The following is a 15,044-nucleotide window of genomic DNA, read 5'->3' on the forward strand; positions in this document are numbered from 1 at the left end:
ATGAATTATCTTCTCCACCACCTCTCGCATATGGACCTAGACGGCTACGGTTGTCAGATGGTGAGTGCACGCTATTTTGATTCTATCGTATTTTACAATTCCAACTACGGCAAAGAAATCAACGAATGCTTCAACCAAATTTTAGAATCCATCCAAGCTTCTTCCATCGAGAAACACGTCATTCTCATCACCGATTTAAACCTCACGATGGAGCAGGCCAAGGAGTTTGAATCCAAAGCCACGATTTGCGAAAAAGAGATTCAACTGCTCTTGTTGGACCATCACAAATCCGGCTTTGAGTGCGCCGAAACCTTTGAATGGTACTACCTCGATTCTATGCGTTGCGCTACCAAAATTACTTATGATTTTTTTAGTTCCATTTACGGCAGCGATGCGAAACTTTCGCATTTCGTCGATGTCGTAAACGCCGTCGATATTTGGCTCGAAAACGACCCGCATTTTGAGCTCGGCAAAGTCTGCATGGGAATGGTCAGCGGTGCTAAAGAGGTCAATAAAGTGATGTTCCCGCACGAAAATACCGCTTATATTTTCAACCTTCTTCACAATGCACAAACATTTTTTACGCAAGAGAGTGCGCATATCGCCTTGGACGATGCGGTACACGGATTGAAAAAAGCCTTTTTTAAAACGGATAAAAACGATACGCTCAGCAACCTCGTTTCCGCATACAACGTCGTGTTACTAAGCAATGCCAAAGAGAAAATGCGCATCACCTACAAAGAGTACCAAGGGATTCTCACGTACAACATCGGAAACGTCTCGATTATCGGAAACGACTTTTTAACCGCCAATCCCGATTTCGATTTTTTCATGGACGTTACCTCGAAAAAGACAATCAGTCTACGCTCCAACGGTAAAGTCGACGTCAGTAAGATGGCGGCACACCTTGCAAACGGCGGCGGACATCATAACGCAAGCGGAGGACTTCTCAGCAGTTTTAAAGATGCGTTTACGTATGATGCGATTAAGTCACAAGTGACGAATATTATCGCGTCAAAAGGATAATCTATGGAAAAGAAAGACCTTCAACACGAACTTCAACGCGCCGAAGAAGAGATCGAAGAGATGGCGATGCAATTAGCCGACATGTTAGGTGCGGCACTCTTTTTTGCGGGCGCGAAAAAAGAAGACCTTCCTAAAGCGATTGATCTTTATTTAAAAAGTATCGACGAAGTTTTTGAAGACGAAGACGACGATGCGGAAATGGGATTCGACGAGATTATCGAGGTCATTACCTATATGAAGAACAAATACCCTAAATTATTCTACCCACAGCATTAAAAAGGGGATTTACCCCTTTTTCTTTGCGATGAACGTTGCAAAATTTCCCCATTTAAAAAGCGTCTCTATCGTTTCAAATCCGACCTCTTCCAGCATGGCTTTATTTTCTTGTTCGGTATAAGGAATCAAAACGTTTTCCAAAGCTTCGCGTTTTTGCGCTATCTCAAAATCGCTATAGCCTTGTTTGCGTTTAAAATCGTAATATACGTCAATCATCTGCTTGTTAAGCACTTTATCGTCAAAAACGATTTTCTCGCTCAAAAGTAAAATACCCTGAGGTTTGAGGGCATTATAGAGTTTTTGAACAAACGCACTTCGCTGTAAAGGGCGAATAAACTGAAGCATATAATTAGCGATAATCGCATCGTGGGGTTCAAGTGCCACTTCGGTAATGTCGGCGTTGAGAAAGCTCATGTGCGCTCCGTACGCATGCACTTTTTGCCGCGCTAGATGCAACATCGCTTCGGAATTATCGACGCCCAACAACCGATAACTTTTATCGCTTTTTTTATAAAGCGTCAAAAGCGTGTTAGCGGTCGAACACCCTAAATCCACGATCGATGCACATGAAGGAACGTGCCGTACGATACAATCGCATGTCAATTCAATAACTTCCTTGTAAAAAGGGATAGAACGTTCCAACATGTCGTCGAAAACGACGGCAACGTCTTCGTCGAATTCAAATTGTTTCGAAATCGGTTTTGAAAAAAGCGTATCGTCCATCACGAAAAATCTCCCAAATAAAAACGGCATGTTTTCAAAAAGAGACGTGCTTTTTGAATATCCGTTTGAATCTCTTTTTTTAACGCCTCCAAGCTTTCAAATCGTCTATTTTCTCGTAAAAAATGCACGAAAGAGAGCTGTACGCTTCCTTCAACGTTACCGATATCGAGGTCTAAGATATGCGTTTCAATCGAAAAACGCCCGTCCGTGCTCTCTCGAACGCCGATAAACGAAACCGAGTCGTAAATGTTATCGCGAATCTTCGTGCGCGTTGCGTAAACGCCTTCGGCGGGAATCAGATACTCGTGTACTTTCAGATTGAGCGTGGCAAAAAGGTGTGATTTGCCGATTCCCTGCCCCGCAATCACATCGCCGATTATTGCGTATTCACGCCCTAAAAAACGGTTTGCTTCTTCTAGTTTTGCTTTTTTTAAGTAGTCGCGGATCGCACTCGAGTGAACCGAAACGCCTCGATAGCTAAACTCGTCCACGATGACGACTTCGCCGTCAAAAAAGGTACGTAAATCGATTGCCGTACACGAACGGTGTTTGCCGAAACAAAAATCGTATCCGACGACCAGTTTTTTGAGATGAATAAATTCGCGTTTAAGCAGTGCGACAAACTCTTCGCCGCTCATATTTTTTACTTTGAGAAAATGAAAAAACATACACGGATAGCCCGCATATTCGCTACGCTTAACGCCCGGAGTCAGATTGGCTTGATCTTTGTCGATCACAAAAAGCGCACCGTTAGCTCCAAGGTGTTTTAAAAGTTGTCTGTGCCCAACGTGCATACCGTCAAAACTGCCGATGGCAAGGGTATCGACGCTATCTTTTTTTAAAACAGTAGAACGTTTCAACATTCCCCTCTTTTCCTTGAAGCGTTGAATCGCATTTGGAAACCAACGTCCATCCGAAAGAAAGAGCGTGTGCTTCAAAGCGATGTTGTGCGCGAATGATAGCCGAGCTATCTTTAACCACGCCTTTGGAAGAGCGTTTAACCTCTTTGCCGACTTCGAACTGGGGTTTAAACAAAAGAATAATCCAGTCGTGTGCTAAACGATCGATGCTTTCCATAATCGTCGTCAGACTGATAAACGAGACGTCGCAACTGACGATACCGTAGGTTTTTTCTGGGGTAAACGTGCGAATGTCGGTATTTTCGTAGACCAAAATACGTTCATCTTCACGTAAACTGACATGTAACTGCTCGCTTCCGACGTCAACCGCCGCAATCGAGCGCGCCCCCTCTTCCAACCATACCTGCACAAATCCGCCCGTACTGCTTCCGATATCCAAAACTTTTTGATCTTGGGCTTCGATCATGCGGTATTCGTTTAAAAATCCACGCAATTTAAGCCCCGCACGGCTCACATAGGCATGAATCTTACTCACTTCGACGCAATCGTTCGCTACGACTTCGTAAGCACTTTTTTTCTCAACGTGTCCGTTGACCCAAACACTCCCCTCGGCGATCAGCTCGGAAGCTTTATTACGGCTTTGTGCAAACCCGTGTTCAAAAACATAGCGATCAAGCCTCATCAAGCATCTCCGCCATTTCGTGTTCGCTGATGGTTTTAACACCGAGTTCTTGTGCCTTGGAGAGTTTACTCCCCGCATCGTCGCCGTAAATTACGAAGTCGGTTTTTTTGGAAACGCTCCCGCTGACTTTTGCCCCCAGTTTTTCAAGCCGCTCTTTAATCGCATCGCGAGATTCGCTCATCGCACCCGTTAAAACAACGGTTTTCCCCGTAAAAACCGACTCGGTAATCTCCAATTTCTGACATGTAGGTTCTAAAATCGCCATCAATTCTTGTGTTTCTTGAGCATTAACGCGAATAAACTCCATCAAGCTTTTCGCCATCTCCTCGCCGAATCCCTCTAACGCAATGACCGCGTCGTAATGCGCCTGTAGCCATTCGTTCCCGAATGCGCGTGCGATTTTCTTTGCCGCCACTTCGCCGATATGCTCAATCCCTAAGGCATTGATAAATTTTTCTAACGCGACGCCTTTGCACGACGCAATCGCCTCCAAAAGGTTGCGTGCTTTTTTCTCTTTAAAACCTTCCAACGTTAAAAGATCATCCATTGTAAGCGTAAAAAGGTCTTTGACATGTAAGATTAATTTTTGCGCATAAAGCTGCTCGATAATTTTGTCGCCGAGCCCGTCGATGTTCAGTGCTTTTTTAGACGCAAAGTGAATCATCGCCCCTAAAATCCTTGCGTCGCACGAAAGGTTTTGACACTTGATCAACGCCCCTTCGTCCAAAAGCTCTTCGCCGCAAACGGGACAATGCGTCGGACGCGTCGGAACGATTTCGTTGCCCTTACGCCTTGATTCGAGCACTTTAATAATTTTAGGAATAACGTCGCCGCTTCGAATAATAATCACGGTGTCGTGAATGCGAATATCCTTGCGCTCTATCTCATCAAAGTTATGCAAGGTTGCACGTTCGACGATGACGCCCTCGATATTGACCGCTTCGACCTCCGCCACGGGCGTTACCACGCCCGTACGTCCGACTTGAAGGGTAATAGCGTTAATCGTCGTTACTTTTTCGATCGCCGGAAATTTAAACGCAACCATCCAACGCGGGTACTTTACCGTGTAGCCTAACTCTTCTTGCAGTGCGATTTCGTCGATTTTCACGACCATACCGTCCATCATCATTTCAATCGCATCGCGTGTCGCGATCAGTTCGTTATAGAGGGCATGAACCGCTTCGATATGAGACGTCACGAGAATACGCGGAGGCTTTAAAAAACCCAAACCGTATACATACGCCATACGTTCGCTCAATCGGCTCTGCGTCAAGGAATTCATCCCGATACCCCAAGGATAAAACATCAACTTACGCTTTGACGTCACGCTCGTATCCAACTGCCGTAAACTGCCCGCGGCGGCATTTCGCGGATTGGCGAAAAGGGCTTCGCCCGCACAAAGGCGTTCGTCGTTTAAACGCTCGAAATCGGCTTTTTTGATCACAACCTCGCCCCTGATTTCAAGCAAACCTTGATGCTCTATCGTTAAAGGAATCGATGCAATCGTTTTAACGTTTTGCGTGACGTCTTCGCCGATACTTCCATCGCCTCGCGTAATCGCCTGTTTTAAAAAGCCGTGTTCGTAAATGAGGTTCAAACTGGCTCCGTCGAATTTGGGTTCGCAATAAAACGTAAACGTTTCTTTCACTTTTTTGACCCGTTCGATCCACGCATCAAGTTCAAACTGATCGAATACGTCTTCCATACTCCACATACGCGCGCCGTGAGCCGCTTTTTCAAAACCCTCAAGCACCTTGCCGCCGACGCGTTTGGTCGGACTGCTCTCGTCGATTAAAAGCGGATTGGCTTGTTCGTACGCTACGATCTCATGATACAGAAGGTCATACTCTTCATCGCTCGCCAAAGGAGCGTCATCGACGTAATAGGCTTTCGCCCACGTGTTTGCCAAGGAGACTTTGTCTAAATAATCGTGATGTGTCATGAAAAATAACTACCGTAAATAAGTTTGATGAGCGTCAAAGCAACCATCGTTAAAAAAAAGAGTCGAATAAACTTCACCTCTTTGTGAATAACCATGTTGGAGCCCACATAAGCACCGATCAGTTGTCCCATGCCCATTAAAAGCCCCACAAGGAGTAAAACGTTGCCGCTGTATAGAAAAACCGCCAAGGAGACGACGTTGCTCGTAAAATTCATTACTTTCGTTTGAGCCGTCGCTTTTTTGAGATTTAAACCTAAAAGCGCAACCAAGGCAATCGTCCAAAACGTACCCGTTCCCGGACCGAAAAATCCGTCGTAAAAACCGATACCTAAACCGAAGATCAAGAAAAAAAGATGCTGTCCCAAATAAGCGTGACGATCGCTTTCGCCCATTTTCGGCGATAAGAGCGTATAAACAAAAATAGCGACGAGCATCAAAGGAATCGTCTTCGCCAACACGCTTGCGTCTAAAAGCAAAATAGCATACGTTCCAAGCGCCGCGCCGATAAACGTATACCAAACGCCGATAGCAACTTCACGCCAGTGAATGAAGCCTTTGCGAATAAAATTGAACGACGCCATACCGCTTCCAAACGTTCCTTGGAGTTTATTGGTTGCAAGAGCGATATGCGGCGGCATGCCCGAAGCCAACAAAACGGGAATCGTGATAATCCCTCCGCCTCCGGCGATCGAATCGATAAATCCGGCAATCACGCCCGTCGCAAGAAAAATGAGATAGTAGTAAAACTCAAACTCCATGACGTTCTGCCTCTGGTTTTGCTTCCTCTACATTCTCTTGTTGTTCATTGTTTTGTGCCTCTTGCAAAGACAAGGAAGCATCATCGTTTGAGTGCGACGCTTCTTCTGTAGTCAAAAGTTCATTTGCGTGTTCATCGGCATTGTTTAAGGGTTCTTGAGGCGTTTCTTTTTCGAGGATAGGTTCTTCACTTAGAGATTCCGTCGACATCGCCTCTTGCAACGTGGACGTTTCTTGCGTAGTGTCGTGAAGTTCTTGTGCTTTTCGTTCCTCTTCGAGGTGTTGCAACAGTTCCAAAGCCTCTTTGGTCGCTTTGGCAACCTCGTTATATGTTCCGTCTTTAATATGCCTCCAGATATCGCGTCTGACCAAACTGAGCGCATAGCGTCTATCGCCGCCTACCACGCGCCCAAGTTCGTTTCCGCCGCATTCGTTACATACGAAAAAGGTAATTTTATCTTGTAAAACGTCCGTCGTTCGACAATTTTCGTCATCGCAAAACAACATTGCGCGGCACTTCGGACAATAACACCAAAGTGCGATAATGTCGCCTTTTTTGTATTTCCATCGCCATAAAACTTTAAACAAAAGCATTTCACGAAATTTATAATACTTAGGTCGCATTAAAAAACGTGCTACAAAAGGCGAAGCGACCAAGATAATACAAATCGCGATAGCACCGCTATTGACGATCCATTGAGGAATCGCATAAAGCGTGCTGATACGATTTAAAAGATCCATTATTTTTTCCACAATTACTATCCTAAACAGTCAAATGGAGTGCTTTAAACACACTCAGGGCTTGTACATGTGCTTTAACGTCATGCGCACGAATGATCGTCGCGCCCTCTTCGTAAGCTTTGAGATGCAAGGCAAGCGTGCCGGGCAATCGCTCTTCGACGGGCGTGGGAATAATTTTGTCGATCATCGATTTTCGACTCGCTCCGACTAAAAGCGGATAGCCGAAGCGCAAAAAGTGGGCATGATGCTTTAAAAGTTGTAAATTATGCTCAAGCGTTTTTCCAAAACCGATGCCTACGTCTAAAATCATATCGGAAATTCCAAATCGTTTCGCCTTTTCGATGCGCTCTTCGAAAAATACATCGACGGCTAAAACAACGTTATCGTAAACGGGCTCGCATTGCATCGTCGTAGGATCGTTTTGCATATGCATCAAAACAACCGTCGCTCGGTATTTTGCCGCAACGCGCGCCACCGCATCGTCGGACAAAGCGGTAATATCGTTTACGATCGAAAACCCGCGTGAGAGTGCGTATTCGAGGCAAAGCGGCGAATAGCTATCTAACGAAAAACGTGCCTTACATGTCAAGTTATGGTGCGCAATCAAATCGATAATCGGACGGACGCGCGAAAGTTCTTCCTCTTCGCTAACGCCGAGGCTTCCGGGGCGACTGGAAACGCCGCCCAAATCGATGATCGTAGCTCCCTCGTCGATCATCGATACGATATGCGATAACGCGGCGTCTCCGTGAAAACGACTGCCTTGAAAAAAACTGTCTTCATTGGCATTCACGACGCCCATCACCTCGAAGGTATTGTCATCCATTGACTGATTTACAAGCGATGCCAACGCATCGGAAACCATTTTTAGCCCGAAAGGTTGTGCTTTTTCTTTTTGAATCAGCTCTTTAAGCTGTTTTTCGTTGGCAATCAAGAGCGCATCGACCAAAGGAACGCTACATGTCACCGTCTCTTTGGGTACCGCCAAATCCGCACCGATACTGAGTGCATCTTGTTTCAAGATATTGGCCGCCGGTGTTTTCAGATCGCGGATATAAATCAAGTGCAATCTGCTTTTCGGGACTAAAAGCTTCTGCCCTTCGTGCGTAACGCCTAGATGCTCCAAAACCGTTTTGACATCGGAAGTAGACGAAAGTTCATAGAGTTTCACGGTGTTTCCTTAACATCACGGAAAGCAAAAGCGACGTGAGAATCGTTTGCGGTCTGGAATTGAGCTCGACCAAATGCAAAAGCTTTTGAAAATGCTCTAGCTCCTTCTCGCTAAAATGGAGACGATGTTCGTGAATCGCTTCGTAAACGATCCCTTGTACCAACTCTTTGAGCGCATTTTTTTCGATCGTTTGATGGGCTTGCACAAATGCGTAAATATCGGAAATATCCAGTTTTGAAAGCGCAAGTTCGCTGCGAACGCGTTCGTGTTCGACCGCTAATTCCTTATACGCCAATCGGGAACGAATCGTCGGGAGAAGCGCCGTTTTTGAAGGGGCGACGACGATAAAAACGATGTGACGCGGCGGTTCTTCTAAAATTTTCAAAAGTGCGTTTTGAGCTTCGATACGGTAGCTTTTTGCGACCAAAATCAGGTATTTATCTGCCGCTTCAGCGACGTACGCCTCTTTGATAACCTCTTTGGCGTCTTCCATCAAAAATTCGTCTTTTACAAAAAACAGATGCCTCTTTTTATCCAACAAAAGGCTTAAATGCTCTTTGGCTTTTTCCACATTTTTACAAATAAAAATATGGCTTAAAACCTCTTCGTCACTCATTTTCAAACGCAACCTCAGCAAAAAGCACGGCATCGATACTTTTATCGAGAAGTCTAAAAAGTTGAATCAATTTAATATCCAAACTGTCATCGTCACTTAAAAGATAGAAACTGTTTTGGATATGTTCGTCCATAATCCACATAAAACTATCGTCTTTGCGTTTAGCGATTTGCATTTTAATATCGCTGTTCTTACCGACGTAAAAGAAGGTATAACCGCCGGGAAACGCTTGAGAGAGCATATCTTCTAAAAGCTCGATATCTTCGTTATTTTTTACCTGATACAAATTAGGATAAAGTGTTTGCAACGCGATGAAAGGCAAAAGCGGTCGATTTTTCTGACGATTATTGACCGCACGAAGGAGGTAGTGGCAAAACCACGCCCTATCATCGTCCGTTACGACGATAAAGGTATGCCCATCGAGTAAATTTTTAAGCATGGAAGCACAAAGCGGCACCCATTCGAACCGCTTCTCTTCCATCCAGCTCATCGAAGAGCCGTCTTTGCGTATTTGCTCTAAGGTCCACTTTAAGAACTGTTGCATTAACTATTTATCCAGCTGGTATGCGCTATGAAGGGCTCGAACGGCAAGTTCACCGTATTTGGCCTGAATCACCATCGAAATCTTAATTTCGCTCGTGCTGATCATCTCGATATTGATGCCCTCTTTTGCCATCGTGGAAAACGCTTTGCAGGCAACGCCGCTGTGCGATTTCATACCCACGCCGACGACGGAAACTTTAACGATGTCGCTGTCGTATTGCATAATCTCGCTGGCTTTGAGTTCGCTCATCGCTTGTTTGGTCACTTCAAGCTCGTTTTGCGGTACGGTAAAACCGAGGTTCGTCGTACCGTCATACCCCACGTTTTGAATAATCATATCGACGTTTACGTTGCAATCGGCTAATTTTTGAAAAATCTCTGCGGCAATACCCGGTTTATCGGTAACGCCTCGAAGCGTCACGCGTGCTTGATTTTTATCTAAAGCGATGCCGCTCACTAACGGTTGTTCCATAATATTTTCTTCCTTTGTAATGAGTGTTCCTTCATGATGGTTAAAACTACTGCGCGTTACCAAGTTGACGTTGAGTTTCTTCGCCAATTCGACCGAACGGCTTTGCAACACTTTTGCACCCAAGCTGGCAAGTTCCAACATCTCTTCGTAGCTAATCTTATCGAGTTTTTTAGCTTTAGGCTCGATTCGAGGGTCGGTCGTATACACGCCGTCCACATCGGTATAAATCTCGCAAAGATCCGCTTCCAACGCTCCGGCAACCGCTACGGCGGACAAATCGCTACCGCCGCGTCCGAGCGTCGTAACTTCGCCGTTATCGCTAACGCCTTGAAAACCCGCAACGACGATAATTTTACCTTCACCGAGTGTTTTTTTCATCTCCGTCGTATCGATATACTCGATTCTAGCTTTCGTATGAATCGTATCGGTCACGATACCGGCACGCCTTCCGCTCATGGAAACAGCGGGATAGCCTTTGGCTTCCAATGCGATAGCCAGCAACGCGCTTGTAACGCGTTCGCCCGAACTGAGCAACATGTCAACTTCGCGATGATTGGGCGTTTGACTAAAAAATCCCGCAAATTCCAATAATTTATTGGTCTCTCCGCTCATAGCGGAAACGACCACGACAAGATCGTGTCCTGCTTTTTTACTTTCAATCACTCTAGCGGCTACCGCGTCGATTCTTTCGACGTTTCCGACACTCGTACCGCCGTATTTCTGGACGATCAACATCTTACAAATACCCTTCTTTTTTAAAATATTCTAACACTTGTTTGTATACCGGACGCTTGAAATAGGTGATAAAATCGAAAATCTCTTCTAACGCGACAAATTTATAGTCGTTAAATTCCGGCTCTTTCGTCGCCAAATTGAGCTTAGCGTCTTTTTTAAGCCTGACTAAAAAGTACTTTTGACTCTGTCCGTCAAAAGGGTACATTTTTTGGGCTATCTTTTGAGGAAAATCGTACTGTAGCCATTCGGGAAATTCGGCGATAATCTCTACCTCTGCCGTGCCGATTTCTTCTTCAAGCTCTCGGTAAAGCGCATCTTTGGGAGTTTCCCCCGCGTCAATGCCTCCTTGAGGAAATTGCCATGCACCTTCGATATCGCTGCGGCTGGCAATAAAAAGCTCGCACTTAAACGGATATTTATCGGAGACGATGACGGCGGCAACATTGGGTCTGTATCGTTTTGGAGATTCCATGCTTATACATTACCTCTATATTTTTGTTAAAATAGTAGCCAAAAAGTCATTAAACTTGCTTGATACCGAGGAATCCCGTGCTAGCCTACCTTCATATCCCTTTTTGCGACAGTAAGTGTCATTACTGCGCCTTTAACTCGTACGACACTAAATCAACGCTGAAAAAAGCTTACATGTCGGCGATTAACGATCAACTCCGCTTTGAACTGGAACAAAACGCCATCGAAAAACAAAGCATCCGTTCGTTATTTATCGGAGGCGGAACGCCTTCTTGCATCGAAGCGGCGCGGTATGAGCCTTTTTTTGCGCTTATAACGCCCTATTTGACTCCGGATGCCGAAATCACGACCGAGGCAAATCCGCATTCGGCGACCCTTTCGTGGTTGCAAACCATGCATACTTTGGGCGTCAACCGCATCAGTTTCGGCGTACAAAGTTTCCATGCGCAAAAGCTTGCCTTCTTAGGACGAAACCATACGCCCGCCACGGCGATTCGTGCCGTCGAAAACGCTTTTAACGCCGGTATACGAAACCTCTCCGTCGATCTCATTTATGCAACGGCGTACGACACGGAAGCACTTTTAAACGAAGACTTGCGTATTGCGTGCTCTCTTCCGATCAATCACATCAGTGCTTACGCGCTCACGCTGGAAGAAAACACGCCTTTTTTCGGGCGAAACGAGACGACCAATCCCTCCGAAGAACTCGCACGTGCGTTTGTCGCGTCTATCGTCAAGGCGGGCTTCCCCCAATACGAAATCTCCAACTTCGGACGTTACCAAAGCAGGCATAACACAGGGTATTGGCTACATGAAAATTATATGGGAATCGGTGCCGGAGCGGTCGGGTTTTTCGACGATCGGCGTTTTTATCCTCCGAGCGAAATCGAAGCATACGTGCAAAATCCTCTGGAAAGACGTACCGAAATGCTCAGCCTAGAAGACTTACATGTCGAAAAGATTTTTTTAGGATTGCGCAGCAACGTCGGCGTTCTAACATCGCTGTTATCGCAACGAGAGCGTGAAAATGCCGCCATTTTGCTTCATGAGAAAAAACTCGTGCAAAACAACGATCGTCTTTTCAATCAGGATTATTTTCTCAGCGACGAACTGGCACTTTTTCTCACGCGTTAAGATGCTTCCATCGCCTCTTTCAAAAGAGCTTTCGCCGCTTCGCGTCCTTCATTGACGATGTGGCGAATCTGTAAGGCTTTGAGCAGTTTTTTCTCTTCAAAGTCACTGGCTTTAGCAACGATTTTGATCGGTGTTCCGAAAGATTTAAGCACTTCACAGAGTAAAATCAGCTTTTTCTCGTTGTTAATGGCGATAATCACCGCTTTGGCATCTTCGACAAAGGCATTTTTTAAAATAATTTTTTCGGCGGCATTTCCGAAGTAAACGGGTTCGCCTCTGCTTTGCCCGAGCTTGACGAGTGTAATGTCGTGTTCCAATACCAAATAATTAACGTTCATTTTTTTCAATCGATAAACGATCTCTTGCCCGAGCTTTCCGTATCCGCAGACGATAATATGATCTTTGATGCCTGATGAGTGAATTCTAAAATCACCGACGTTGGGCTCCTTGGTAATGGCATTGACGATTTTTTGCATATTTTTGAGAATAAAGGGCGTTAAAACCATCGAAATAACGACCGTAACGATTAAAACTTGTACCGTAGCCTGACTTAAAAGCGAAGAGGAGCTTGCCAACGCTAAGACCGCAAGTGAAAATTCGCCGCCCTGACACAATGCCAAAGCCGTTTTAAGCGCAATACGGCTACCTTGCCTCCACGCGAGTATCAAATAAACGACCCCGATTTTAATCACTAAAATAGCCGCTAAAAGAACCAAAATCCAATCGTAGTGCTTTTCAATCAAGGCAATATCGATTTGCATACCGACGGTAATGAAAAACAGACCGAGTAAAATGTCGCGGAAGGGAACCAAATCCGCCTCAATTTGATGTTTATACTGCGTATCGGACATCATCATGCCCGCTAAAAAAGCGCCTAAAGAGTATGAAAATCCAAACGTATGCGCTAAAAATGAAGCTCCAACGACCAACAACAACACCGATGCGATAAAAATTTCTTGCGTATCCGCCCATACCACGAGCGATAAAAAACGATTCAATAAATATTTTCCAATGAAGTACATCAGTCCTAAAATAATGACCGCACTAATCAACGTTTCCAACAAAAGCGACGAGAGCGTACTGGTCTGATTGGAAAAAATATTGATCATCAACAAGATCGGAATCACGGCAATATCTTGAAACAACAAAATACCTAACGATTTTCGCCCGTAAATCGTATGCATCGTTCCGGTATCGTTCAAAATCTTCAAAACGATCGCCGTCGAAGAGAGTGCCAAGGCGTAGCCGACGATAATCGCACTCTTTCGATCCATGCCGAAAAGGTATTCGGCACTGAGCGAAATAATGCCTCCGGCTAACAAAACCTGTAAAAAGCCGTTAACGAAAACGTCGCGCTTCATGCTGAGCAAGTGTTTAAGCGAAAATTCCAAACCGATCGTGAACATTAAAAAAACGATACCGAATTCCGCGATGTGCGTCAGCGAGTCGTTATTACGAAGATTAAAAAACGAAGCGATCGCAAAACCGGTTAAGATATAACCGATAATCGTCGGAAGGTTAATGCGTTTGAATAAGATATTGAGTACGGTAGCAATCGCCGTCGCACTTAAAATAATGACCAATATATTATCCAAAACGCTTCTCCCTACTCTCCGAAAAGAATAATTTCATAACTGTTTTTATGTTTGACCAACGGATTTTTCGTCTGCGTACTTTTTTTCGACAATCCGCTAATTTCGTTGCGTAATCCCTCGATTAACGTTTCGTACTCATCGATTTTATCTTTAAGCTGCATGATAATATCCACACCGGCAAGATTGACGCCCAGATCGCGTGTTAAACGTTGAATCATCTTGATTTTATCGATGTCGCGTTGCGAATAAAGACGCATCTTACCGTCCGTTCGAGAAGGCATAACCAACCCTTCGCGTTCATACTGTCTGAGCGTTTGGGGATGAATGGTCAATACTTTCGCCACGACGCTAATGAGATAAACCGGTTCTTCATATCCATGGTGCATTTTGCGCTCCTTTGCCGATAGCTTCGTTTAAAGTTTGGCTTCCATCATCGCCTTTAAGTCTCGATCCAAAGACGAAAGGCTCGGAAGAACGATATTGGCAACCAAATAAAGGTCGCCTTTGGTTTGTGTTTTACGATTTAAAGCACCGTACTCTTTCACACGGAATTTTTGACCGTTTTTCGTCTCTTCTTTGACTTTAAGCGTAATCTCTTTGTAAAGCGTATCCGTCGTGATTTTACCGCCGAAAAGTGCCGTTTTGAGAGGAATATCGACGGTCTTGACTAAATCGTCTCCTTCTCGAACATACTCGGGACTCGGCGCAACGTCGACGGTTAAAAGTAGATCGCCTTTGTAACCTTGATAGCTTTTACCCTTCTCTTTCACGCGCATTTTCTCGCCGCTTTGAATCCCTGCGGGAATCTTAACGTCAAAGCTTTCGCCGTTATAAGAAAGCGAATGTTTTCCGCCTAAAATCGCCACGTTAAATGGAACGACGATCTTAGCATTAACGTCTAAATCCGGTTCGTTAAAACCGCTAAATCCGCCGCCGCCGAATCCGCCGAATCCGCCGCTAAAGCCGCGTGCCGAACCGCCGAATCCCCCAAATCCGCCGCCGCCGAAAATGCTGCGTAAAATGTCGTCGAGATTGGCTCCGCCTTGCGCATTGGCAAAATCGTGGAAATTTTGTCCGCCGAACATACTATCGCCGTATTGGTCGTATTGGCGGCGCTTTTGTTCGTCGCTTAAAATTTCGTATGCGGCGTTGATCTCTTTAAATTTGTCTTCCGCTCCAGGGTCTTTATTGACGTCGGGATGGTATTTGCGTGCCAAACGGCGATACGCCTTTTTGATCTCGTCGGCACTTGCACTTTGCGCTACGTCTAAGGTTTCGTATAAACTTTTACTCATCATATC

General features: G+C 45.2%; 17 protein-coding genes. 3 read left to right on the top strand and 14 right to left on the bottom strand.

The features are described 5' to 3' along the window. Complete coding sequence (locus tag OA34_RS03955; RefSeq protein ID WP_039672678.1) at positions 1-1,026, top strand: DHH family phosphoesterase; 1,026 nt, start codon at positions 1-3, stop codon at positions 1,024-1,026. Between the two features lie 3 nt (positions 1,027-1,029). Then, on the top strand, positions 1,030-1,302 hold the full coding sequence (locus tag OA34_RS03960) for a hypothetical protein (protein WP_039672680.1): 273 nt from the start codon (positions 1,030-1,032) through the stop codon (positions 1,300-1,302). A gap of 9 nt (positions 1,303-1,311) precedes the next feature. On the opposite strand, the gene cmoA is transcribed toward OA34_RS03960, so the two are convergent. From cmoA to OA34_RS04015, 11 genes are read right to left on the bottom strand one after another with little or no spacing between them, the layout of a single operon-like run. Then, the gene (gene cmoA / locus OA34_RS03965; protein WP_039672682.1) at positions 1,312-2,025 is read right to left on the bottom strand and encodes a carboxy-S-adenosyl-L-methionine synthase CmoA; all 714 of its coding nucleotides are present in this window, start codon (positions 2,023-2,025) and stop codon (positions 1,312-1,314) included. Next, on the bottom strand, positions 2,025-2,888 hold the full coding sequence (locus OA34_RS03970) for a bifunctional riboflavin kinase/FAD synthetase (protein ID WP_039672684.1): 864 nt from the start codon (positions 2,886-2,888) through the stop codon (positions 2,025-2,027). The genes cmoA and OA34_RS03970 overlap by 1 nt, the downstream gene beginning before the upstream one ends. Beyond that, a complete protein-coding gene (gene tlyA / locus OA34_RS03975; protein WP_039672685.1) occupies positions 2,854-3,567 on the bottom strand; it encodes a 23S rRNA (cytidine-2'-O)-methyltransferase TlyA in 714 nt (237 codons plus the stop codon). Before tlyA ends, OA34_RS03970 begins: the two co-directional genes overlap by 35 nt. After that, entirely contained in the window at positions 3,557-5,509 is a 1,953-nt protein-coding gene (ligA, locus tag OA34_RS03980) for an NAD-dependent DNA ligase LigA (RefSeq protein WP_039672687.1), read from the bottom strand. Before ligA ends, tlyA begins: the two co-directional genes overlap by 11 nt. Then, positions 5,506-6,267: a TSUP family transporter gene (locus OA34_RS03985; RefSeq protein WP_039672689.1), complete on the bottom strand. Its 762-nt coding sequence runs from the start codon at positions 6,265-6,267 to the stop codon at positions 5,506-5,508. The genes ligA and OA34_RS03985 overlap by 4 nt, the downstream gene beginning before the upstream one ends. Beyond that, positions 6,257-7,018: a hypothetical protein gene (locus OA34_RS03990; protein ID WP_286682833.1), complete on the bottom strand. Its 762-nt coding sequence runs from the start codon at positions 7,016-7,018 to the stop codon at positions 6,257-6,259. Before OA34_RS03990 ends, OA34_RS03985 begins: the two co-directional genes overlap by 11 nt. 10 nt (positions 7,019-7,028) lie before the next feature. Continuing rightward, the gene (gene folP, locus OA34_RS03995; RefSeq protein ID WP_039672691.1) at positions 7,029-8,177 is read right to left on the bottom strand and encodes a dihydropteroate synthase; all 1,149 of its coding nucleotides are present in this window, start codon (positions 8,175-8,177) and stop codon (positions 7,029-7,031) included. Beyond that, the gene (locus tag OA34_RS04000; RefSeq protein WP_039672692.1) at positions 8,164-8,793 is read right to left on the bottom strand and encodes a DNA polymerase III subunit delta'; all 630 of its coding nucleotides are present in this window, start codon (positions 8,791-8,793) and stop codon (positions 8,164-8,166) included. The genes folP and OA34_RS04000 overlap by 14 nt, the downstream gene beginning before the upstream one ends. Further along, on the bottom strand, positions 8,786-9,337 hold the full coding sequence (locus OA34_RS04005) for a HobA family DNA replication regulator (protein ID WP_039672694.1): 552 nt from the start codon (positions 9,335-9,337) through the stop codon (positions 8,786-8,788). Before OA34_RS04005 ends, OA34_RS04000 begins: the two co-directional genes overlap by 8 nt. Positions 9,338-9,340: 3 nt before the next feature. Further along, positions 9,341-10,543, bottom strand: coding sequence for an aspartate kinase (locus OA34_RS04010; protein ID WP_039672695.1), 1,203 nt, complete (start codon positions 10,541-10,543; stop codon positions 9,341-9,343). Position 10,544: 1 nt separating this feature from the next. Beyond that, complete coding sequence (locus OA34_RS04015) at positions 10,545-11,015, bottom strand: RNA pyrophosphohydrolase (RefSeq protein WP_039672696.1); 471 nt, start codon at positions 11,013-11,015, stop codon at positions 10,545-10,547. Positions 11,016-11,092: 77 nt separating this feature from the next. Between OA34_RS04015 and hemW the strand changes: the two genes are divergently transcribed. Next, positions 11,093-12,148, top strand: coding sequence for a radical SAM family heme chaperone HemW (gene hemW, locus OA34_RS04020; RefSeq protein WP_039672697.1), 1,056 nt, complete (start codon positions 11,093-11,095; stop codon positions 12,146-12,148). Here hemW and OA34_RS04025 read toward each other — a convergent pair. From OA34_RS04025 to OA34_RS04035, 3 genes are read right to left on the bottom strand one after another with little or no spacing between them, the layout of a single operon-like run. Then, on the bottom strand, positions 12,145-13,743 hold the full coding sequence (locus tag OA34_RS04025; protein WP_039672698.1) for a cation:proton antiporter domain-containing protein: 1,599 nt from the start codon (positions 13,741-13,743) through the stop codon (positions 12,145-12,147). The genes hemW and OA34_RS04025 overlap by 4 nt on opposite strands. 11 nt (positions 13,744-13,754) lie before the next feature. Next, positions 13,755-14,129: a heat shock protein transcriptional repressor HspR gene (locus OA34_RS04030; protein WP_039672699.1), complete on the bottom strand. Its 375-nt coding sequence runs from the start codon at positions 14,127-14,129 to the stop codon at positions 13,755-13,757. Positions 14,130-14,156: 27 nt separating this feature from the next. Continuing rightward, positions 14,157-15,038 (bottom strand): DnaJ family protein, encoded by an 882-nt coding sequence (locus OA34_RS04035; RefSeq protein ID WP_039672700.1) that lies wholly within the window; start codon positions 15,036-15,038, stop codon positions 14,157-14,159. Between the last annotated feature and the right edge of the window lie 6 nt (positions 15,039-15,044).

Origin of the sequence: Sulfurospirillum sp. MES (assembly GCF_000789415.1) — a bacterium.
GTDB lineage: Bacteria > Campylobacterota > Campylobacteria > Campylobacterales > Sulfurospirillaceae > Sulfurospirillum > Sulfurospirillum cavolei.